A 19397-nucleotide genomic window follows, 5' to 3' on the forward strand; every position below is an offset into this window, starting at 1 on the left:
CCAAGCTCGTCGGGGCCCCTCCCTGCGGAACCGCTCCTCAGGCCCGGGCGGCGAGCACGCGCGTCAGGGCGGCGCGGAGCACGTCGAGGCGGACCGGCTTCTCGAGGCACGCCTCGGGCGCGATCTCCATCGCTCGCCGCGCCTCGTCGGTGAACGCGCCGGCGGTCATGAACAGGACCCGTCCGTCCAGCTCCGGCGCGATCGCGAGGAGCTGGCGGTGCAGCTCGAGGCCCGTCATGTCCGGCATGACGAGGTCCGTGAGGACGGCGTCGAAGCGCTCGCCCCGCTCGAGGAGCCGGAGCGCGGTGCGCGCGGACGACACGACCGTCACGTCGTGATCGCCGGCCAGCACGCGCCGGAGCGACGCCGCCACGAGCCGCTCGTCGTCCACCACCAGCACGCGGCTGCGCGCGACCGGCGGCGCCACACGCGCGCGGCCCGCCGCGGTCGACGTCGGCCGGGGCGCCTCGGCCGCCGGCAGGACCACCCGGAACGTGGCGCCGTTGCCCGGGGTGCTCTTCACCTCGAGCTGCCCGCCCAGCCCCTGCACGATGCTGCGGCAGATGCTGAGCCCGAGGCCGGTCCCCTGCCCCGGCGGCTTCGTCGTGAAGAAGGGCTCGAAGATGCGGGGGAGGATGGCGGGCGGGATCCCTGCGCCGGTGTCGGCGACCTCCACGGCGACGTTCCGACCCGGCAGCTCCCGGGCGGAGATGCGGATGACATGGGACTGCGCGTCTCCCTCGGGGATGGCCTGCGCCGCGTTGGCGAGCAGGTTCACGAACACCTGGGCGAGCCTCGCCGGGCTGCCTTGCACCGCGGGGACACGGCGGACGTCCTTCTCGAGCCGCGCGCGGTGCCTGATCTCGTTCCACGTCATCGCCACGGACGACCGGAGCACCGCCTCGAGATCGGCCGGGCCGTCGTCCGCGCCGCTCGCGCTGCGCACGAACGTGCGGAGGTCCTGCAGGATGAGCCCCAGGCGCTCCACCCCCTCCACCGACTCCTGGAGCGCCTCGCGGATCTCCGCGTTCACGCGCTCCGGGATCAGCGGAGGGACCGCGCCCGCGAGGTACTCGAGGTTCGCCGCGACGTACGCGAGGGGCGTGTTGAGCTCGTGCGCCACGCCCGCAGCGAGCGCGCCCACGGAGATGAGCCGGTCGGCGAGGGCGAGCCGCGTCTGGACCTCTCGTCGCGACGTGACGTCGCGGAGCACCGCGAGCGCCACGCCGGGCTGGATGTCGGGCACCACGTCCCACTCGACGAGCCGGGTCTCGCTCGAGGTCGTCACGGTGGCCTCCCCCTGGCGCGGCGTTCGCGCCGCGAGGTCGAGCTCCGTCCGTGCGACCTCCGCCGGCCGGTGCCCGCGCAGCGCCTCGAACGTCGTGCCGAGGATCCGCTCCACCGCCGCGTTCGCGTCCACGAAGCGGCCCTCGCGGTCGACGATGGCGAGCCCGTCGCGCGCGTGATCGAACACCGCGCGCGCGAGCCGCTCGCGGATGCGGAGGGCCTCCTGCGCCGCCCGCGCGTCGATGGAGGTCGCCACCACGTTCGCGACCGTCTCGAGGAAGTGGATCTCGTCCGCGGCGAAGTGGCGCGGCGTGCGCCCCGCGACGAGGAGGACCCCGTGGGCGCGCTCCTTCCCGCGCACCGGGACGGCGAGGGCCGCCCCCGCGCCGGCGGCGGCGAGGAGCGAGTCCGCGAGACGGCCGTCGCGGACCACGTCGGAGCTGTGGACCGGCGCGCCGCCCGCGCGCGCGAGGCCGGCGAGCGTCATGACGACCGGGACCGCGTGGCCGCGCGGGACGGAGATGCCGGCGGACGCGCGGACGACGAGGCCGCTCCCCTCCGGCTCCAGGTACGCGCCCGCGGAGAGCTGGAGCGCGCTCGGGGCGAGCGACGCCGCCGCGTCCAGGAGATCCGGTGCGGACGGGAGCCCCAGCGCGAGCTGGCTCACGCGGGCGAGCGCCGCGGCGCGGCGGAGCTCGGCGTCCAGGCGCAGGGCGTCCTCGCCGCCCTCGCCGGCTTCGCGCCGCCCCTGCCGGTCGCGCCAGCACGCGACGATGTAGATCGGGTTCTCGCGCGGCCAGGGGCGCGCCGAGAACTCGAGCCAGCGCAGCCGCCCGTCGGCGCAGCGGACCCGGACCTCGATCGGGATGCCGTCGTCGAGCGGGGTCGAGCGGGCGCTCGCGAGGCTCGCGAGGTCCTCCTCGCTGACGAACGACCAGGCGTTCTTCCCGATCACCTCGTCCGGCCGGTAGCCGGCGATCCGCTCGACCGCGTCGTTCACGTAGAGGATGTCGCCCGCGGGCGTGAGCACGCCGAGCAGATCGTCCGAGAACGCGGCCACCGCCGCGTGCAGCCCGGCGTCGAGATCGCCGACCTGCCGCTGCAGGCCCTCGGGAGCGCCCTCGCCGGGCCGGAGCCCGCCGGCGCGCTCCAGCTCTGCGACGCGGTTGTAGAGGACCGCGAGCTCGCGGAGGAGCTCGGGGGTGGTGGACAGGGCCATCGCGCCTCCCTGCGTGGCAGGTGAGGCTGCATCCTACGACACGCAGCGTGCCGATCGCCTGTCCCTCGATCAGTGAACCCGAGACGCGGCGCGTCGTGAGACGGTGTGGCTCCGCCAGCGATCCGGCGACGGCGGCGGGCGCAGGCCGCCGAGCACGGTCTCCCGCGACCTCACCGCCGCCTGCCGAGGCCCCGCTTCAGCGGCGACGCCGCCGGGCGCGCTCGGCGGTGAGCGTCTTCCCGCTCCACTCCTTGCCGTGCAGCGCCTGCACCGCGCCGTCGAGCGCCTCCGGCGCGACCTCGACGTAGCTGTGGGTGCGGCGAACCTCGACGGACCGCGGCTCGACGCTGGGTGCAAACGACGACAGGACCTCGCGCACTCGGCCTTCGTCCGCTCCGTCCTGCTCGCCGAGCGAGAGGAAGATCTTCGCGCGCGGCGGCCTCGCCGCGTCCTCGGCCCCGGCGGCGACTGCGCCGTTCCCCTCGGCGACGGCGCCTTCCGCCGCGCCCTCCCCCGCGCCGCCCTCGACGGACGGGTCGCGCCGGCGCTCGCCCCGGCCGCGCGTCGAGCGGCGGCCGCCCTCGCGCGACTCGGAGCCCGAGCCCGCGTCCACCGTCGCCTCCACGACCACCTCGCGCGCCTTGACGCCCGCCTCGGCAGCGGCAGCGGCGGCGACGGGCTCGCGGCGCTCCCGGCGCGGACGCTCCGAGCGCTCCGAGCGCCCGGACCGCTCCGACCGCTCGCCGCGGCGGCCGCGATCGCGATCACGCCCGTGAGCCTCGCGCGGCTCGACCTTCTCGCGGCGCTCGTGCTCCTCGCGCTTGTGCTCCGCCTTCTCGCGATCCTGGGCCCGCTCCATCCGGTGGTGCGTGAAGAAGTACTTGAGCGCGAACGCCGTGAGGTACTCGCCGTCCGGGCGGTTCTTCAGCTCCTGGGCGAGCGGGATGAACGCCTCGAAGATGGAGGAGCTCATCCCGTCCTTCAGCTCCGCCACGTGGCGGTCCGTCCAGCGGTGCCGCGCCTCCTCGGGGGTGGGCAGCTTCTTCTCCTCGAAGGTGATCCCGAACTTCTTCTGGAGCACCGAGAGCGTGTGGATCTCGGCCCCCGACACGATCGAGAGGCTCGTGCCCTTCTTGCCGATGCGGCCGGTGCGGCCCACGCGGTGGAGGAACACCGCGGGGTCCTCGGGCAGCGAGTAGTTGATGACGTGCGAGAGGTCGGAGATGTCGATGCCGCGGGCGGCGATGTCGGTCGCCACCATGAAGCGGACCTCGCCCCGCTTCACCTTCGCCATCACGCGCTCGCGCTCCTTCTGCGGCAGGTCGCCGTTCAGGAGCTCCGCGTCGTAGCCGTTCCGATTGAGGACCGCCGCCACGAGCGACGTGTCGTTGCGGGTGTTGCAGAACACGATCGCCGTCTCCGGCTCCTCCGTCTCGATCATGTAGAGGAGGTTGCGCGGCTTCGGGTACGCATCCACCGCCGGGTACATCACGTTGTGGATGTTCTCGACCGAGTACTCGTCGCCCGAGAGGAGGATGGTCTCCGGCTCGGTGAGGTAGTCGTGGATGATCTGCTCGATGTCGGCCGGGACCGTCGCCGAGAAGAGGAGCTGCTGGCAGTCCTGCGGGAGGTTGTCGAGGATGCGCGTCACCTCCTCGAAGAACCCCATGTTCAGCATCTCGTCCGCCTCGTCGAGGCAGCAGACCATCGCCTCGTCGAGCTTCAGCGTGCGGCGGCGGATGTGATCGTAGATGCGGCCCGGGGTCCCGACGACGATCTCGGCGCCGGCCTCGAGCTTCTGGAGCTGGTCGCCCATCGACGCGCCGCCGTACACCGCGACGACCGACAGGTCCCGGTGCTTGGCGAGCGCGGTGAACTCCTCCGCGACCTGGATGGCGAGCTCGCGCGTCGGGCACATCACGAGCGCGGAGGGCTTGCGCCTCCCCTCGGGAATCCTCTCGAGGATGGGGATCGCGAACGCGGCGGTCTTGCCGGTGCCGGTCTTCGACCGGACGATCACGTCCTTGCCGTCGCGGACGGGCCGATAGGTCGCGGTCTGCACCGGCGTCGGCCGCTCGTAGCCGCGCTCGGCGATCGCGCGCCGCACCGCCTCGGAGAGCCCGAGCTCGTCGAAGGAAGCCTGTGAGACGTAGTCAGAGGGCGCCAGCTCGGGCGCCCCAGGGGTGGGGTTCTCCATGCGTAGACTCCTGCTCGCGCCTCGACCGTGTCGGGCGCGGCTCGTGAGCGGCGCATGGCGGCATCTCGCTAGGGACCGCGTCGGTCTCGGTCCAAGGACCGGAACCCGCGCCGTTCCGCGAAGACCCGCCACGCGCCGGTGCAGGCACCGCAGTTCTTGCACGCGGCGCCTCACCTCATATAACACAACGGCGGGCGCGCGCCGGCATTCCTGGCGGCGCCCGAGCCCCCATGCCGAAGCCCCCGCGCGACGACGAGGCCACCTCCCGGCCGCTCCCTCGCCTGCCCCCACGCGCCGAGCGCGAGGCCGGGGCCGGCGGGCTCGTCCGCTACGACCCCCTCCGCGCGTACATGGCGGAGCTCTCGCGTCATCCGTTGCTCTCGCGCGAGGAGGAGCACGAGCTCGCCGTGCGGTACCGGGAGACGGGCGACGTCGACGCCGCGTACCGCCTCGTCGCGTCGAACCTCCGGCTCGTGGTGAAGATCGCGCACGAGTACCGGCGCACCGCGTTCCAGCTCCTGGACCTCGTCCAGGAGGGGAACATGGGCCTCATGCAGGCGGTGAAGAAGTACGACCCGTGGAAGGGCGTGAAGCTCTCCTCCTACGCGGCGTGGTGGATCCGCGCGTACATCATCCGGTTCATCATGGAGAACTGGCGGATGGTGAAGCTCGGCACCACCCAGGCCCAGCGCAAGCTGTTCTTCAACCTCGCGAAGGAGCGCGAGAAGCTCCTCGCCCGCGGGATCGACCCCACCCCGCGGCTCCTCGCGAAGAACCTCGACGTCGAGGAGAAGGACGTCGAGGAGATGACCGCGCGGATGTCGAGCGAGGACGTCTCGCTCGACGCGCCCCTCCACGGGGACGAGGACGCCCGGCAGACGCGCCTCGATCGCGTCGCGGACGACGGCGCGAGCGCGCCCGACGAGCAGATCGGCGACGAGCAGCTCCGCCGGCTCTTCCGCGAGAAGCTCCAGGCGTTCTCGGGGACGATCACCGACGAGAAGGAGCGGTACATCTTCGACAAGCGGCTCCTGCCGCAGGACGGCGAGCCGCCCCTCACGCTCCAGGAGATCGGCGATCGGTTCAAGCTCACCCGCGAGCGAGCGCGCCAGATCGAGGCGAAGCTCACCGCGCGGCTGCGCGACCACCTGCGCGCGGAGATCCCGGACTTCGAGCTGCTCGGTCCCCCCGAGGATTAGCGCGTCGTCAGTGCGTCGGCGGAGGGCCCGGGGCGCGCGCCGGCGCGACCCCCAGGGCGAGCTGGTAGGCGGCGCCTGCGATGGCGAGCACGAGCGCGACGACGACGATCGCGAGCGGGTGCGAGACGAGCTCCCGCGCGATCGGGCGGGCTCCGGCCAGCGCGACGGCGGCGGTGGCGGCCAGGACGCCGCCCACGGCGGACGCGAAGCCGACCGCCACCACGCGGGCGAAGAGCAGCGCGACGAGCCCTGCCACGAGGGCGCCGATCGCGGCGCCCAGCTCGGCGCGGCCGGCGACGGGCGCGTGGAGCCCGAGCAGGAGCCCCGGCAGCGCGCCCACTGCGACGGGGAACGCGAGCGGGACGAGCGCACCCGCGGCGCCCGCGACGAGGGCGAGGACCGGCGCGGCCACGGCGAGCGAGATCCCGAGGTGCACCGCGATCGCGCCGCGGAGCGCGTACGCCCCGAGCGCGGCGACGACCGCGCCGCCTACGGCGGCGAGGCCCCGCGGGAACCGGCCGGAGACCGTGAGCGCGACGAGGCCGAGGAGCCCGGCCACGATCGCGACCACCAGCCCCCGCTCGCGGAGGAGCTCGGCGAGCCGGCCGAGATCCGCCGTGGCGGCGAGGGCCCGCGTCGCGAGGTCGAGGACGCTCTTGAACACCGACACGGCGCTCACCCTAGCAGCGGGTGGAGCGCGCGCCAACCCGACGACCGTGCCCGGGATTCCGCGGGCGCCCGCCCCGGTTTCCGCCTAAGATCCGGGCGAGATCGATGCCCGGCCCGACCCGCATCCCCCGCCGCACGTTCCTCGCCGCGGCAGCGGCCGCCGCGGCCCTCGCCGCCCTGCCCCGGCGCGTTCGCGCGTTCTCCGACGACTCGAAGCTCGTCCTCGCGCAGGTGCAGCACGGCGGCAGCTGGAACCCGCGCCCCTCCGCGCTCCGGCGGCTCGGGTGGGAGCTCGCGCGGCGGACCTCCATCGAGACGGCGAGCGCGCCGGTCGCCGTGCGGCTCTCGGATCCCGGGCTCCACCGCTGGCCGTGGCTCTACCTCGCAGGAGCGGGCCCGCTCCCCCCGTTCACCGACCCGGAACGCGCCGCGCTCCGCCGTCACCTGCAGTACGGCGGATTCCTCGTCGTCGACTCGGCCGACGGCACGGAGGCCGGCCCGTTCGACGCGTCCGTCCGCCGTGAGCTCGCGAGGCTGCTCCCCGCCTCCCCGCTCGCGCCCGTGCCCCGCGAGCACGTGCTCAACAAGACGTTCTACCTGCTCGATCGCCAGGGCGGCCGGGTGCTCGTGAAGCCGTGGGTCGAGGCGCAGGCGATCGATGGCCGCCTCGCGGTGGTCTACTCGCAGAACGACCTCGGCGGCGCGTGGGCCCGGACCGAGCTCGGCGACTGGGAGTACCCGTGCACGCCCGGCGGCGAGGCGCAGCGCGAGACGGCCCTGCGCATCGGCGTGAACCTCGCGATGTACGCGCTCTGCACGGACTACAAGGACGACGCCGTCCACCTCCCCTTCATCCTCCGCAGGCGGAGCTAGCGTGGACGGCGGGTACAACGCCTGGCGGCTCACCGCGCTCACGCCGCTGCCGGCCTGGGCGATCGCGCTCGCCGCCCTCGCCGCCGCCGGCGCCGTGCTCCTCGCGCTGCGCGGCCTGCGCTCCGAGCCCCGCCGCGCCCGGCGCGCCGCGCTCCTCGCGCTCCGCGCGCTCGCGGCGGTCCTCGCGCTCTTCCTCCTCCTCGAGCCCGCCGTCGAGCTCCTCCAGACCGCGCGGGTCCGCAACCGCTTCGCGGTGCTCGTCGACGCCTCCCGCTCGATGAACTTCCCGGTGGAGCGGGACGGCGAGCCCCGCGCCGCGGCGGCCGGCGCGTTCCTCGCGGGGCACCGCGCCGACCTCGAGCGGCTCTCCGACCGGGTGGACCTCGAGTGGTACACGTTCGGCGCGGACGTCGCGCCGGTGGATCCGGCGGAGGCCTCGCGCGGGATCCCCGGGCGCGCGGGCCGGACGGACCTCCTCGGCGCGCTCGACGCGATCGCCTCGGGCCAGAGCGGCTCGACGCGCCGGCTCGCCGGAGTCCTCGTGGTGTCGGACGGGGCGGACAACGCGGCCCTCTCGGACGGGGTCGGGCCGGAGGCCCGCGCCAAGGCGCGCGCGCTCGGGATCCCGGTGAACGCCATCGCGGTCGGGCGCGGAGCGCCGAAGGACCTCGCCGTCGAGCGCGTAGCGGTGGACGAGTTCGCGTTCGTCCGGAACACCGTCACGGTCGACGTGACGCTCCGCGCGCGGGGGTTCTCCGACGAGGAGGTCCGCCTCGTCCTGCGCCGCGAGGGGGCGGTGGTCGCCTCCGCCACCGTCCGGCTCGAGCGCGGCCGCGACCGCTACACGGTCCCGCTCTCCTTTGCGCCGGACGAGACCGGGACGTTCGTCTTCACCGTCGCCGCGCCCGTGTTCCCGGGGGAGGCGGTCGTCGAGAACAACGCGCGCTCTTTCGTGCTGCGCGTCATCCGCGACCGCGTCCGCGTGCTCCTCGTCGCCGGACGGCCGAGCTGGGACGTGCGCTTCCTGCGCGGCCTCCTCAAGCAGGACCCGAACGTCGACCTCGTGAGCTTCTTCATTCTCCGCTCGAACGCGGACGACGCGGGGCCGCAGCAGGACCTCTCGCTCATCCCGTTTCCGGTCGCGGAGATCTTCGGGGAGCAGCTCCGCACGTTCGACGCGGTCGTCTTCGTGAACTTCGCCTACGCGCCGTACCGCGGGCTCGAGATCGAGCGGTTCCTGCCCGCGCTCCGCGAGTACGTCCGCGGAGGCGGCGCGCTCGCCATGGTCGGCGGTGAGCAGAGCTTCGGCGACGGCCGCTACGGCGAGACGGCGCTCGCCGACGTCCTCCCGGTCGCGCCGATCGACGGTTCCTCGATGGCCGAGGGCGAGGTCGCGCCGCGGCTCACCGCCGAGGGCAAGCGCCACCCGGTGACGAGCCTCGCCCCCGGCGACGCGGCGAACGAGGGAGCCTGGCGCGGCCTGCCGCCCATCACGGCGGTGAACCTCACGCGCGCGCTCGCGGCCGGCTCGGGCGCGTCGGTCCTGCTCGAGGCCCCCGCGGTGCTCGTCGAGGGCCGCCCCGCGCCGCTCGTCGCGGTGCGCGAGGTCGGCGAGGGACGCACGCTCGCGGTCGCGACCGACGCCACCTGGCGCTGGGGGTTCCTCGCCGCCGAGTCGGGCCAGGGGAACCGGGCGTACCTGCGCTTCTGGAACCAGGCGCTGCGCTGGCTCGTGCGCGATCCGGGGCTCGCGCCGCTGCAGGTGGAGCCCGACGCGCCCGCCGTCGAGCCGGGGGCGCCGGTCGGGATAGCCGTCACCTCCCGGCGGCCGGACTTCGGGCCCGCCGCGGGGGACCGCGTGGCGGCCGAGCTCGTCGACGACGACGGCCGGAGCGTCGCCCGCGGGGAAGCGGCCGCCGGGGAGGACGGCGTCGCGCGCGTGGCGCTCGTCGCGCCGGGCCCCGGCGCATACAAGATCGTGGCGCACGGCCCCGACGGCGCGACCGCGACGGGCGCGGTGGCGGTGCGCGGCTCGGGCCCCGAGGACGCCGACGCGGCGCCGCGGCCAGAGCTCCTCTCGGCCCTCTCGGAGGCGACCGGCGGAGCGTTCTCCGCGCTCCCCGGCGGAAAGCTCCCCGAGCTGAAGCTCGCGAATCCCGAGGTCGTCGAGATCGGCCGGCGCAAATCCATGCCCGTGTGGGATCGCTGGTGGTACCTCGCCGCCCTGGCGAGCGTGCTCGCCGGCGAGTGGGTCCTCCGGCGGCGATGGGGCTACTGGTAGCCGCGCTGGCGGTCGCAAAGCTTTCCTCCTGGAAGCTGCCTCGCGCAGGCGTTTCGTTCCCCTCGCAGGCCGCCACGCCGGGAGCCCGGGCCGGGGACTGCCAGCCGTGCCCCTGATTTCCGGCTCTTGCACGCATGTCCGGCCCGCCAGCGGCTCGGGCACGTCGGCTGCATTGCCAGCGACTCGGGCACGTCGACTGCAACGGTCGGCGTGCGGCACCAGTCGCCTCCCGGGTGAGCAGGCACGGCTGCAAAATCCCGGACAGCGCCGGCCGTCCCCGTTCGCGGGCGACGGCCGGCGCGTTATCTTTCGAGCCATGAAGATCTCGAACGGCACCGTCGTCGGCATCGACTACTCGCTCCACCTCGGCGACGGGAAGGTCATCGACGCCTCCGAGCCCGCCGAGCCCCTCACCTACCTCCACGGCGAAGGGCAGATCGTGCCCGGCCTCGAGTCCGCGCTCGAGGGCCTGTCCGCGGGCGATCGCAAGCAGGTGACGGTGGCGCCCAAGGACGGCTACGGCGAGCACGACGCGCGCGGCATCCAGGAGGTGGACCGGACCGCGTTCCCGCCCAACTTCGAGCCGCAGCCCGGGATGGAGCTCACGGCCGAGGGTGAGGACGGCGAGCCCGTGCCGTTCGCGATCCGCGAGCTCCGGGGCGACAAGATCGTCATCGACCTGAACCACCCGCTCGCGGGCAAGACCCTCTACTTCGACATCACCGTCCGTGACGTCCGCGAGGCGACCGCCGAGGAGCGGGAGCACGGTCACGCGCACGGACCGGACGGGCACGACCACTGATCGGCGACGGTCGCCGACGCCCGCGCGACGGCCCAGGCGCCGTCGCCGGGAGGAGCCTCGCCCGGGCGGCGCCTCGCGGCGCTACTGGGCCGTGGGCGTCACGTCGTAGGTCCAGGTCTCGCCGCGCGAGATCGTGAACCGCTCGGCCACCTGAGCGCCGCCGAGCCGCACCTCGACGCGGTGGGCGCCGACGTCGATCTCGCGCCGCACGTCTCCCTTCCCGAGTCGCCTTCCATCGAGCACGACCTCCGCCTCCGCCGGCGCGGTCACGACGAGGAACCCCTTCCCTGACGAGGGTGCCGCCGCGGCGACCCGGCGCGCGGGCGTCTTCTTCGCCGGCCTCGCGGGTGCCGGCGCAGGCGGCTCGGTGGCGCCCGCCTTTCCCTGAAGTCCCGCGGCCTCCTCCCCGAGCGCCTTCGGAGCAGGCGTCGTCGGCACGGCGCGGGGAGCCGGGGTCTCCGTCGGACGGACCTCGACGGCCGCCTGGGCGGGCTGCCGCCCGACGGCGCCCTCGCCGAAGAGATCCGGGAGGACCCTGCCGCGCGTCGCGGCGAAGCCCGCGCCGAGGCCGACGAGCAAGCAGACCACGGGGATGGCGAGGGGCGTTCGCGAGCGGCGCGGCGCGGCAGCGGCGGGCGCGGGGAACATCGACACGGAGTCAGGTGAAGGGACGCCGGCCGGTGCGGGTGCGGACGGGTGCGCGGGGAACGGATCCGCGGGGCGCGGCGCCGTCACCTGGGGCGCGATACGCGCGGGGATGACGACCGGCTCCGGGAGCGGCGTGAGCGGGCTTGATGGGAACGCGATCGGCGCGCCCGGATTCGGGGCCGGGGCCGGGGCCGGGGCCGGGGCCGGGGCCGAGGCCGAGGTCGGGGTCGGGGTCGGGGTCGGGGTCGAGGCCGAGGTCGAGGTCGAGGTCGAGGTCGAGGTCGAGGTCGAGGTCGAGGTCGAGGCCGAGGCCGGGGCCGGGGCCGGGGCCGGGGCCGGGGCCGGGGCCGGGGCCGGGGCCGGGGCCGGGGCCGGGGCCGAGGTCGAGGTCGAGGTCGAGGTCGAGGTCGAGGTCGGGGCCGAGGTCGGGGTCGGGGCCGGGGTCGGGGTCGGGACCGAGGTCGAGGTCGAGGGCGGGATTGCCAGGGCCGGCTCGAGCTCTTCCAGCAGTTCGACGCCGAGACCTGCCTCTGCGTCCTCGCCGGAAACCGCGCGCGCGACGAGCCGCGCGAGCGCGGCGCGCTCGCCCTCGTCCGCGGGGAGGATGGCCTCGGCGTAGGCTGCCACCGCCTCGCGGGGGGCGAGCGGAAGCGCAGCCGCGATCGCCTCGCCCAGCACGCCGGCCGAGCGAAGTGGCTGGCCGCCCGTGGCGCCGAGTGCGAGATCGACGACCGCCGCGAGCGCGGGCGGAATGCCGGGAGCGTCGAGCGGCCGCGGAGGCGACTGGGGGGGCTCGCCCGTGAGGCACTCGTGGAGGACCGCGGCGAGCGCGCGCACGTCCGCCCCCGGCTCCTCGCCCAGTCCCGCACCGAGGCCGGTGATCGCCGTCGCTCCGTCCCCGTCGACGACGAGGCGCTCGGCGAACAGCGCGCCGTGCGCGAGCGGGCGGCCGTCGCCGGGGTCGAGGGCGTGCACGCGCGCGAGGCCGGCGCAGGCGTCGGCGACGACGCGCGCGGCGATGTCCGGCGGGAGCCGTCCGGCGGCGTCGAGCAGATCGCGGAGCGAGGGGCCGGGCCGGTGTGGCTCGACCACCGCGACCGCGCCGCCGACGGTCTCGAGGCCGTCGACGGGGACGACGTTCGGGTGGCGTACACGCGCGGCCGCCTCGGCGTCGCGCGCGAGCGCGGCGAGCCGGGTCGGGTCATCGGCCACGCGCGCGGGGGCGAACGCGAGCACCACCGCGCGGGGCGGCCCGCCGCGGTCTACGGCGAGGGCGCGGCGGAACCCGGAGGAGGACGACAGCGGCGCGATGATCTCGAAGCGATCGGTCGTGGCCATCGCCGGCGAATCTACACCCTGCCCGCCCGCGCCGCCCGCTCGCGGCGCGGCGCACCCGCGCCCACGTCGGCACACGGGCGTGGCGGGTGGCGGACCCACCGGCTACGATGCGCCGCGTGCCGCGCATGAAGGCCATCGTCACCGACCTCGACAACACGCTCTACCCTTGGGTCGACTACATCGTCCCGAGCCTCGAGGCGATGGTCGCCTCGCTCGAGCAGACCACGGGCCGGCCGCGCATCGAGATCGTCCAGTCCCTGAAGGCGGTCTATACCCGCCACGAGTCGAACGAGTACCCGTTCGCGATCCAGGAGTCGTCGCTCTTCCGGCCGTACGAGGCGGACTTCGACTCGTTCGACGCCCTCGTCATCCGCCCCGCGCGGCGCGCGTTCGCCGAGGCGCGCCGCCGCTACCTGCACCCCTACCCGCACGTCCGCGAGACGCTCGAGAAGATCCGCGCCCGCGGCCTCAAGGTCATCGCCCTCTCCGACGCGCCGCGGAACGCGCTCGAGCTGCGCATCCAGATGCTCGAGCTCGACGGCCTCTTCGACGCGGTCTACGCGCTGAAGGGCTACGAGCTCCCGGAGAACGTCGACCCCGAGATCCGCCGCAAGGACGCGGCCGGGGACTACCGGTCCAAGAAGACGGTGGTGGTCGAGCTGCCGCGGACGGCGGAGAAGCCCAGCCCCGCCGGGCTGCGCCGCGTCCTCGGCGACTTCGGGCTCGAGGGGCCCGAGGTGCTCTACGTCGGCGACAACCCGAAGAAGGACATGCCGGTCGCCCAGGCCTGCGGGGCGGTGGGCGTCTGGGCCGAGTACGGCACGTACATCTCGAAGGAGTACCGCGAGCGGCTCGCGGTGATCTCGGCGAAGGCGGTGACGCGGCGCCACGTGGCGGACGTCGACACGCCGCGCTGGCCGCTCGCGATCGCGTCGTTCGTGCAGATCCTGGACGTGCTGGACGGAGCCCGCTGGACGGCGCCCGAGGCGGCCGCGCCGGCGGCCCGGCGGGGCGACACGAGGAGGCGGCGATGAGCGTGAAGGTGAGCTACTCCGATCTCGCGGGGCGCTGTGCCCTCGTCACCGGAGCCTCGTCCGGCATCGGCCTCGGCGTCGCCGAGGCGTTCCTCGATCAGGGCATGAAGGTCGCGGTCCACTACCGCTCGAACCGCGTCGCTGCGGAGGCGCTCGCGGCTCGCCACCCCGGGCGTGCGGTGGCGATCGGGGCCGAGCTCGGGAGCGAGGCAGGCTGCGTCGGCCTGGTCGCCGGGACGGTGAAGGCGCTCGGCGGCCTCGACCAGATCGTCCACTCCGCGGCGATATGGAACGAGGGCCCCATCGACCGGATCGCCGGACCGCAGCTCGAGGAGATCTTCCGCGTCAACGTGTTCAGCGCGTTCTACCTCGTGCGCGAGGCGGCGCCGTACCTCGGGCGGAACGGCCGCGGCAACGTCGTGTTCATCGGCTCCACCGCCGGGCAGCGCGGCGAGGCGCGCCACGGCCACTACGCGGCGACGAAGGGCGCGCTCCAGTCGCTCGCGATGAGCCTCGCGGTCGAGCTCGCGCCGCGCACGCGGGTGAACATGGTGTCCCCGGGCTGGGTTCGGACGCCGATGGCGGAGGCGGAGCTGAAGGACGTCGGCGCGGCCATCGCCGGTGCCCTCCCGAACCGGCGCGTCGGCGAGGTCGCGGACGTCGTGCACGCGTGCCTGTACCTCGCGAGCGAGGCCTCCGGTCACCTCGTGGGGGACGACCTCTGCGTCTCGGGCGGCGCGCTGCTGGTGGTCCCGCGCGGCCAGATCGTCGCGCGCGATCCGTGACGCTCGGAACGGCGCCCGTCCACTACCCGACGTCTGCCGGCGCGCGTGCGGCCGGGCGCCCGCGGCGCTAGGACCCCCCCATGCGCTTCCGCCACCACGTGTTCGTCTGCGAGAACGTGCGCGCCGAGGACGATCCGCGCGGCTCGTGCGGGCGCAAGGGCTCCCCGGGGATCCGCAAGGCGCTGAAGGAGGAGCTCAAGCGCCGCGGACTCGAGAAGCAGGTCCGCGCGAACGCCGCCGGCTGCCTCGACGCGTGCGCGTTCGGACCGTCGATCGTCGTCTACCCGGAGGGCGTCTGGTACGGGCACGTCTCGGTCGCGGACGTCCCGGAGATCGTCGAGCGACACCTCGTGGGCGGCGAGCCGGTCGAGCGGCTCCGGCTGCGGCGCCTGGAGGCCGGTCCCGCGCCGCGCGCCGTCGACGCGGCCGCGCAAGGCGATCCGGAGGGCGGCGGCGAGCGTTGAGCGGCGCCGACCCCCGGAGGCGCGCGCCGCTCAGTTCGCGAGGCGCGGCCCGTCGTGGAGCTGGACCAGCGTCGCCCGGACCGTGTCGGAGTCCGGCGCTTGCGGCGCGCGCGCGAGGTAGCTCTCGAGATCGCGCGCCGCCGCCTCGGCGGCCCCGAGCCGGGCCGCGGCGAGGCCCCGGTCTCGCAGCGCCGCGAGCTGGCTCGGCGCGGCGAGCAGGATCCGGTCGAGCACCCACCACGCGCGCAGGTCGTCCTTCCGGGCGGCGTAGAGACGGCGCAGGTTCCCGAGCATGCGCAGCACGATCTGGCTCGGGGTGGAAGGACCGAGCAGGCGCCGATCGAGATCGCGGCCGGTGCGAGCGCGGTAGCGGGCGAGGCAGTCGTCCGCGGAGAGCATCTCTCCGCCGTGAAAGGCGTCCACGAAGATCTCGGCGCCCGAGGGCGACAGGTAGCGCACGAGGAAGTGGCCCGGCATCCCGATGCCGTCGAGCGCGATCCCGGCGCGGCGTCCGACCTCAATGTACACGACGGAGAGCGCGATCGGCAGGCCGACCTTGCGGTCCAGCACCTCGTTCAGGAACGAGCTGCGCGGGTCGTCGTACTCCGCCGGCCCGCCGCGCAGCCCCTCCTCCCCGGCCAGCACCTCGCGGAGCGCGCGGAGCAGCGAGGCCGCACGCGCAGGCGCCGGGGAACGCGCGACGACCCGCGCCGCGAGCGCGTCGAGCCGGGCGAGATACGCCGCCTCGTCGAGGCGCGGGTACTCCTCCGCGGCGATCGCGAGCGCCGCCTCGTCGAGCGGGACGGGTTCGCGGGCCATCACCGCGGCGAATCGTTCGCGCGCGCGGCCGCCGACGCTCATCGCGCCATCCTGGCGGCGACGACCGCCCGGCCGGCGGGCCGGCCGGCGAGCCCGCTGCAGGGGGGGAGAGGCGTCCTCACGACCTGAGTATAGCTGCCGTTCCCGCTCGCCCGCGCGCGGCGACCAGCGACCATGCTTCCATCACGAGGACGGTTGCGCGACGGCTACCTCGTCCCGAAGATCGCGCGCTCGAGGCGCCGCTCGTGGGCCGCACACCGAAGCCGAAACGGGCCGCATACCCTCTTGACGAGGCGGCGGTCCTTCTCTAGATTCGCGCCCCTGCCATTCCCCAGTAGCTCAGTTGGCAGAGCAGGTGACTGTTAATCACCGGGTCGCATGTTCGAGTCATGCCTGGGGAGCCATCTTAGAAACGGGAGGGGTTACGGGCTCATACCGTAACCCCTCTTCGTTTTCTGGGGTCCGGTCGCCCAGGACCTCCTGCAGAGCTCGGCGACCGGCGCGCCGCCTGCCGCAGGGCGTACGCGACCTCCCTCCTCCGTGAACCTCGATTTCCGCATGTCCGGCTCCCTCCCTCGTGGCGGCGCTTCGACGGCCACGAGCTGCTCTCGGTCGTCCGCGCCGGCGGGCGCTTCAAGGACGTCCGCGTCGAACGCGGCGACGGTCAGGTGACGGTGCTCGCCAAGAAGCGACTTCTTGGTGAACATCTCTGGTCGACGTGCCCTCACAGTGAAAACGAGCTGAATCGATGGACGCGCGCCCACCTACGATCAACCGCGGCGACATCTTCTGGATCGCGCCGGACGATTCGCGCGGACTGGCACCGCGCTATTCGCACCCGCATGTCGTCGTGCAGGACGACGTCTTCAACCACTCGCGGATCTCGACGGTGATCGTATGCGCGCTGACGACGAACCGGAGGAAGGCGAAGGAGCCTGGGAACGTGCTGCTCGATCCGGGTGAAGCGGGCCTCCCGAAGCAAAGTGTCGTCGTCGTGTCGCAGATCTCTTCCGTCGACAGGACTCGGCTAGGCGAGCGGATCGGTTCGCTGTCAGACGCGCGCGTCGACCAGGTCCTCGCTGGCTTGCGGTTCCTCCAGAAGTCGTTCTTCGCCCGGTAGGAACCTACTGCGCGCGAAGGCGTGCATGCCGCGGAAGCATCGCAAACGTCGCCGACTCCTCGCACTCCTGCGACTTCGACGGCCGGCGGTGCGCGGTCAGGCGCTCGCCGGCGTGGCCTGCAGTCGGCGCCAGAAGATGTACGAGAGCCCCCAGAGCACGCCGGTGGCCGCCGCCCAGCCCCACGCCTCCGGGCCATCGCCCACCGAGAGGTGGGCGATGAGCGCCGAGGCGAGGGTGATGGCGAAGCCGGCGTAGGCCCACTCCTTGAGCCGCGCCGGCACCGGCGCAAGCAGCAGCGCCACGCCGAGGAGCTTGGCCCACGAGAGCTCCACCCTGAAGTAGGCGGGGAAGCCGAGGTGGGTGAACGCCTCCGCCACCTGCGGCAGGCGCAGTTGCGCGTAGGCGGTGAAGCCCAGCTGCAGGCACAAGAGTGCGGTGGCGGTCCAATAGGCGACCGTGATGGCCTTGGGGGTGGTCTTGGCGGCGACGAGGGCCGGCTCCTGCAGGGTCGATTCCATGGGTTCTTCCTCCACGCTCAACGCTTCGAGGCGTCGGGCGGCCGACCGGGGGTCTCGGCGCCGAACTGCGCTGCGTACTCGGCGTTCAATCGCTGCCAGCCGCCGAACTTCATGGCCTCGGCGCCGACGATGCGTCCAATCGGCTCACCCGCAAGGAGGCGCTCGAGGACGTCGAAGCAGATGTGCCAGCCCGCGGCGCCCCACGAGATGAAGCGGCGATCGATGTTGTGCCAGAGCGTGAGGCGCGTGCCGCTGCCGAGCGGTTCGAGCTCCCACCGGAGGTCGTTGCCACCCCAGCTGTACTCGAGCAGCCTCGGCGCCTCGGCCCGCTTCACGGTGGTCTCCGAGACCTGCGCCGTCGGCGTCCCGACCGTCGAGAGCTTCACCGGCCCCACGGCCGCCAGGTTCCGATCGGCGTCGAACGGCGCCCATTCGGACAGGTGCGCAGGATCGGTCAGCGCCTGCCACACCATCGCCGGCGGATGACGGAGGTCGCGGACGAGAATGAGCGTCCACTTCTCTCCGTCCTTCTGGACCTCGGCTCCGGCCGCCGGGCCGGGCACGTACTTCTCACGGGTGCTCATCGGTTCTTTCCCTTCCTTGGTGCCCGCCCCATCCGATCGAGATGGCGTTCGAGCGCATCGACGTGAGCCGTCCAGAAGTGCCGGAAAGGAGCGAGCCAGGCGTCGACCTCCATGAGCGGCTCGGGCCGGATCCAATAGACGCGCCGCTGGGCTTCGACGCGCGACTCCACGAAGCCGGCCTCGCGCAGCACGCGGAGGTGCTTGGACACCGAAGTTTGAGGCATCCGCAGCCGGCGCTCGATCTCGCCGACGGACCGCTCCGACGACGCCAGCAGGCCGAGGATGGCCCGGCGGTTCGGCTCCGCGATGATCGCGAACGATGAGTCCATGAACCGCGTATATACTTATCGGTTCATATGCTCGTCAAGTCATACACTGGATTCATGGGCGCCCCTACGGGAGCCCCGAGAGGCGACCTTGCCTGCCGCCTCGCCTGCGCGGGGAGGCGATCACGGCGCTCGCCCTCTTCCAAGCCGCCGAGCCCGCCAGGCTCCTGGCGTCGAGCTTTGCCTGGAGGATCGCCGCCAGCTTCTTGCACGCCGCCCGGCTCCACCAGGTTCGCGCGACGCGCGCGCTTGCGGTAGAGAAAGACATGCGACCCACCGCTTCCGGGTCGCGCGAGCGATGGGCCGCCGCGTCTTCATCCTGCTTTACCACCACGTGGGGGCGCCGCCCCGGGACGTGCTGCGCCGCAAGCTGTGGGTGACGCCCGGGCTCATCGCGCTCCACGTCCGCTTCCTGCGCGCGCTCGGGTACCGCTTCACCACGGTCTCGGAGGCGCTGGCGACGGATGCCGGGCGGCTCGCCTGCGTCACGTTCGACGACGGCTTCAGGGACAACGTCGACCTCGGGCTGCCCGCGCTGCGCGCCCTGGGGGTCCCGGGGACGGTCTACGTCGTGACGGGCGAGGTCGGGCGCCAGGCCGTCTCGTTCGACGAGGAGACCGGGACCGGCGCGAGCGACATGGCGAGCTGGGACGATCTGCGGAAGCTCCGCGACGCGGGCTGGGAGGTCGGCAGCCACGGCGCGGCGCACCGGCGGCTCGCGCGACTGCCCGCCGACGAGCAGCGGCGCCTCGTCGCCGCCTCGCGCGAGGCGCTCGCGCGCGAGCTCGGCTCGCCTCCGCGGTCGTTCGCCTTCCCCTACGGCTCCTACTCCGCGGAGACGCTGCACGCGGTCCGCGAGGCGGGCTTCGAGAGCGCCCTCACCACGCGACGCGGCGTCGCGCGCGAGGACGACGATCCCTTCCAGCTCCCCCGCGTGACGATCGGGGGGCAGCACGCGCTCCACGCGGTCCGCGCGCTCAAGCTCGCGCTCGTGGAGGTCGGGCTCCTGCCGCTGCACCGCCCGCCGCTCGTCGGCGGCGCGGGTACGGCGCGCTAGGGCAAACGACCGAGCATGATTCGGAAACAGACAACGAGCGAAGCGAGCCCGCCGGGGCGACACCGCGATAGCGGCGAAGCCGCCCGCGGTGGCGCACGGGACCCGGCGGGCCGGGGTGGGGCCCCGACGAGCTGTGCTCGGCGGGGCGGGGGCGCAGCCCCCGTCAGAACATGGCT

Annotated in this window: 18 protein-coding genes and 1 tRNA gene; 10 read left to right on the forward strand and 9 right to left on the reverse strand. The window is 74.0% G+C overall.

Features of this window, described 5'->3' with window-relative positions; all coding sequences use genetic code 11:
- Positions 1–37: 37 nt before the first annotated feature.
- Both MNY62_RS14245 and MNY62_RS14250 read right to left on the reverse strand, forming a co-directional pair.
- Positions 38–2506, reverse strand: coding sequence for a PAS domain S-box protein (locus tag MNY62_RS14245; RefSeq protein WP_242344843.1), 2469 nt, complete (start codon positions 2504–2506; stop codon positions 38–40).
- Between the two features lie 196 nt (positions 2507–2702).
- A complete protein-coding gene (locus MNY62_RS14250) occupies positions 2703–4703 on the reverse strand; it encodes a DEAD/DEAH box helicase (RefSeq protein WP_242344844.1) in 2001 nt (666 codons plus the stop codon).
- A gap of 230 nt (positions 4704–4933) precedes the next feature.
- Here MNY62_RS14250 and MNY62_RS14255 point away from each other — a divergent pair, with 230 nt between their 5' ends.
- On the forward strand, positions 4934–5902 hold the full coding sequence (locus MNY62_RS14255) for a sigma-70 family RNA polymerase sigma factor (RefSeq protein WP_242344845.1): 969 nt from the start codon (positions 4934–4936) through the stop codon (positions 5900–5902).
- A 7-nt stretch (positions 5903–5909) separates the two neighbouring features.
- Here the strand turns inward: MNY62_RS14255 and MNY62_RS14260 are convergent, their stop codons facing one another.
- Positions 5910–6572, reverse strand: a complete 663-nt coding sequence (locus tag MNY62_RS14260; RefSeq protein WP_242344846.1) for a hypothetical protein — start codon at positions 6570–6572, stop codon at positions 5910–5912.
- Between the two features lie 104 nt (positions 6573–6676).
- Here MNY62_RS14260 and MNY62_RS14265 point away from each other — a divergent pair, with 104 nt between their 5' ends.
- From MNY62_RS14265 to MNY62_RS14275, 3 genes are all read left to right on the forward strand, one after another.
- The gene (locus tag MNY62_RS14265; RefSeq protein ID WP_242344847.1) at positions 6677–7444 is read left to right on the forward strand and encodes a DUF4159 domain-containing protein; all 768 of its coding nucleotides are present in this window, start codon (positions 6677–6679) and stop codon (positions 7442–7444) included.
- Between the two features lies 1 nt (position 7445).
- Complete coding sequence (locus MNY62_RS14270) at positions 7446–9725, forward strand: glutamine amidotransferase (RefSeq protein WP_242344848.1); 2280 nt, start codon at positions 7446–7448, stop codon at positions 9723–9725.
- 316 nt (positions 9726–10041) lie between these two features.
- A complete protein-coding gene (locus tag MNY62_RS14275) occupies positions 10042–10527 on the forward strand; it encodes an FKBP-type peptidyl-prolyl cis-trans isomerase (protein ID WP_242344849.1) in 486 nt (161 codons plus the stop codon).
- A gap of 81 nt (positions 10528–10608) precedes the next feature.
- On the opposite strand, the gene MNY62_RS14280 is transcribed toward MNY62_RS14275, so the two are convergent.
- On the reverse strand, positions 10609–12513 hold the full coding sequence (locus MNY62_RS14280) for a PEGA domain-containing protein (protein ID WP_242344850.1): 1905 nt from the start codon (positions 12511–12513) through the stop codon (positions 10609–10611).
- A 125-nt stretch (positions 12514–12638) separates the two neighbouring features.
- On the opposite strand from MNY62_RS14280, the gene MNY62_RS14285 reads away from it, so the two are divergent.
- The 3 genes from MNY62_RS14285 (at position 12639) to MNY62_RS14295 (ending at position 14796) form a co-directional block, all read left to right on the forward strand.
- Positions 12639–13547: an HAD family hydrolase gene (locus MNY62_RS14285; RefSeq protein WP_242344870.1), complete on the forward strand. Its 909-nt coding sequence runs from the start codon at positions 12639–12641 to the stop codon at positions 13545–13547.
- A complete protein-coding gene (locus tag MNY62_RS14290) occupies positions 13544–14332 on the forward strand; it encodes an SDR family NAD(P)-dependent oxidoreductase (RefSeq protein ID WP_242344851.1) in 789 nt (262 codons plus the stop codon). Before MNY62_RS14285 ends, MNY62_RS14290 begins: the two co-directional genes overlap by 4 nt.
- 80 nt (positions 14333–14412) lie before the next feature.
- Entirely contained in the window at positions 14413–14796 is a 384-nt protein-coding gene (locus MNY62_RS14295; RefSeq protein ID WP_242344852.1) for a (2Fe-2S) ferredoxin domain-containing protein, read from the forward strand.
- Between the two features lie 30 nt (positions 14797–14826).
- Here MNY62_RS14295 and MNY62_RS14300 read toward each other — a convergent pair whose 3' ends face one another.
- The gene (locus MNY62_RS14300) at positions 14827–15615 is read right to left on the reverse strand and encodes a SirB1 family protein (protein WP_242344853.1); all 789 of its coding nucleotides are present in this window, start codon (positions 15613–15615) and stop codon (positions 14827–14829) included.
- Positions 15616–15943: 328 nt separating this feature from the next.
- Between MNY62_RS14300 and MNY62_RS14305 the strand changes: the two genes are divergently transcribed.
- A tRNA-Asn gene (locus MNY62_RS14305) sits at positions 15944–16019 on the forward strand.
- 18 nt (positions 16020–16037) lie between these two features.
- Here MNY62_RS14305 and MNY62_RS14310 read toward each other — a convergent pair.
- Complete coding sequence (locus MNY62_RS14310) at positions 16038–16322, reverse strand: hypothetical protein (protein WP_242344854.1); 285 nt, start codon at positions 16320–16322, stop codon at positions 16038–16040.
- A gap of 41 nt (positions 16323–16363) precedes the next feature.
- Here MNY62_RS14310 and MNY62_RS14315 point away from each other — a divergent pair, with 41 nt between their 5' ends.
- Complete coding sequence (locus MNY62_RS14315) at positions 16364–16735, forward strand: type II toxin-antitoxin system PemK/MazF family toxin (protein WP_242344855.1); 372 nt, start codon at positions 16364–16366, stop codon at positions 16733–16735.
- A 96-nt stretch (positions 16736–16831) separates the two neighbouring features.
- Here the strand turns inward: MNY62_RS14315 and MNY62_RS14320 are convergent, their stop codons facing one another.
- Genes MNY62_RS14320 through MNY62_RS14330 form a run of 3 tightly spaced genes read right to left on the reverse strand, consistent with a single transcriptional unit; the run spans position 16832 to position 18167 of the window.
- Positions 16832–17254, reverse strand: coding sequence for a DoxX family protein (locus MNY62_RS14320; protein ID WP_242344856.1), 423 nt, complete (start codon positions 17252–17254; stop codon positions 16832–16834).
- 17 nt (positions 17255–17271) lie between these two features.
- The gene (locus MNY62_RS14325; protein WP_242344857.1) at positions 17272–17838 is read right to left on the reverse strand and encodes an SRPBCC family protein; all 567 of its coding nucleotides are present in this window, start codon (positions 17836–17838) and stop codon (positions 17272–17274) included.
- Positions 17835–18167, reverse strand: coding sequence for an ArsR/SmtB family transcription factor (locus MNY62_RS14330; protein WP_242344858.1), 333 nt, complete (start codon positions 18165–18167; stop codon positions 17835–17837). The genes MNY62_RS14325 and MNY62_RS14330 overlap by 4 nt, the downstream gene beginning before the upstream one ends.
- 295 nt (positions 18168–18462) lie before the next feature.
- On the opposite strand from MNY62_RS14330, the gene MNY62_RS14335 reads away from it, so the two are divergent.
- Positions 18463–19221, forward strand: a complete 759-nt coding sequence (locus tag MNY62_RS14335) for a polysaccharide deacetylase family protein (RefSeq protein ID WP_242344859.1) — start codon at positions 18463–18465, stop codon at positions 19219–19221.
- Positions 19222–19397: the final 176 nt, after the last annotated feature.

This window comes from Anaeromyxobacter terrae (genome assembly GCF_022690685.1).
Classification (GTDB): Bacteria; Myxococcota; Myxococcia; order Myxococcales; family Anaeromyxobacteraceae; genus Anaeromyxobacter; species Anaeromyxobacter terrae.

Excerpts from the sequence above, each read along its gene's own strand:
- MNY62_RS14245 (WP_242344843.1), bottom strand. The coding sequence starts at position 2,506 with ATGGCCCTGTCCACCACCCCCGAGCTCCTCCGCGAGCTCGCGGTCCTC.
- MNY62_RS14250 (WP_242344844.1), bottom strand. The coding sequence starts at position 4,703 with ATGGAGAACCCCACCCCTGGGGCGCCCGAGCTGGCGCCCTCTGACTAC.
- MNY62_RS14255 (WP_242344845.1), top strand. The coding sequence starts at position 4,934 with ATGCCGAAGCCCCCGCGCGACGACGAGGCCACCTCCCGGCCGCTCCCT.
- MNY62_RS14265 (WP_242344847.1), top strand. The coding sequence starts at position 6,677 with ATGCCCGGCCCGACCCGCATCCCCCGCCGCACGTTCCTCGCCGCGGCA.
- MNY62_RS14275 (WP_242344849.1), top strand. The coding sequence starts at position 10,042 with ATGAAGATCTCGAACGGCACCGTCGTCGGCATCGACTACTCGCTCCAC.
- MNY62_RS14280 (WP_242344850.1), bottom strand. The coding sequence starts at position 12,513 with ATGGCCACGACCGATCGCTTCGAGATCATCGCGCCGCTGTCGTCCTCC.
- MNY62_RS14285 (WP_242344870.1), top strand. The coding sequence starts at position 12,639 with ATGAAGGCCATCGTCACCGACCTCGACAACACGCTCTACCCTTGGGTC.
- MNY62_RS14290 (WP_242344851.1), top strand. The coding sequence starts at position 13,544 with ATGAGCGTGAAGGTGAGCTACTCCGATCTCGCGGGGCGCTGTGCCCTC.
- MNY62_RS14295 (WP_242344852.1), top strand. The coding sequence starts at position 14,413 with ATGCGCTTCCGCCACCACGTGTTCGTCTGCGAGAACGTGCGCGCCGAG.
- MNY62_RS14300 (WP_242344853.1), bottom strand. The coding sequence starts at position 15,615 with ATGGCCCGCGAACCCGTCCCGCTCGACGAGGCGGCGCTCGCGATCGCC.
- MNY62_RS14310 (WP_242344854.1), bottom strand. The coding sequence starts at position 16,322 with ATGTTCACCAAGAAGTCGCTTCTTGGCGAGCACCGTCACCTGACCGTC.
- MNY62_RS14315 (WP_242344855.1), top strand. The coding sequence starts at position 16,364 with ATGGACGCGCGCCCACCTACGATCAACCGCGGCGACATCTTCTGGATC.
- MNY62_RS14320 (WP_242344856.1), bottom strand. The coding sequence starts at position 17,254 with ATGGAATCGACCCTGCAGGAGCCGGCCCTCGTCGCCGCCAAGACCACC.
- MNY62_RS14325 (WP_242344857.1), bottom strand. The coding sequence starts at position 17,838 with ATGAGCACCCGTGAGAAGTACGTGCCCGGCCCGGCGGCCGGAGCCGAG.
- MNY62_RS14330 (WP_242344858.1), bottom strand. The coding sequence starts at position 18,167 with ATGGACTCATCGTTCGCGATCATCGCGGAGCCGAACCGCCGGGCCATC.
- MNY62_RS14335 (WP_242344859.1), top strand. The coding sequence starts at position 18,463 with ATGGGCCGCCGCGTCTTCATCCTGCTTTACCACCACGTGGGGGCGCCG.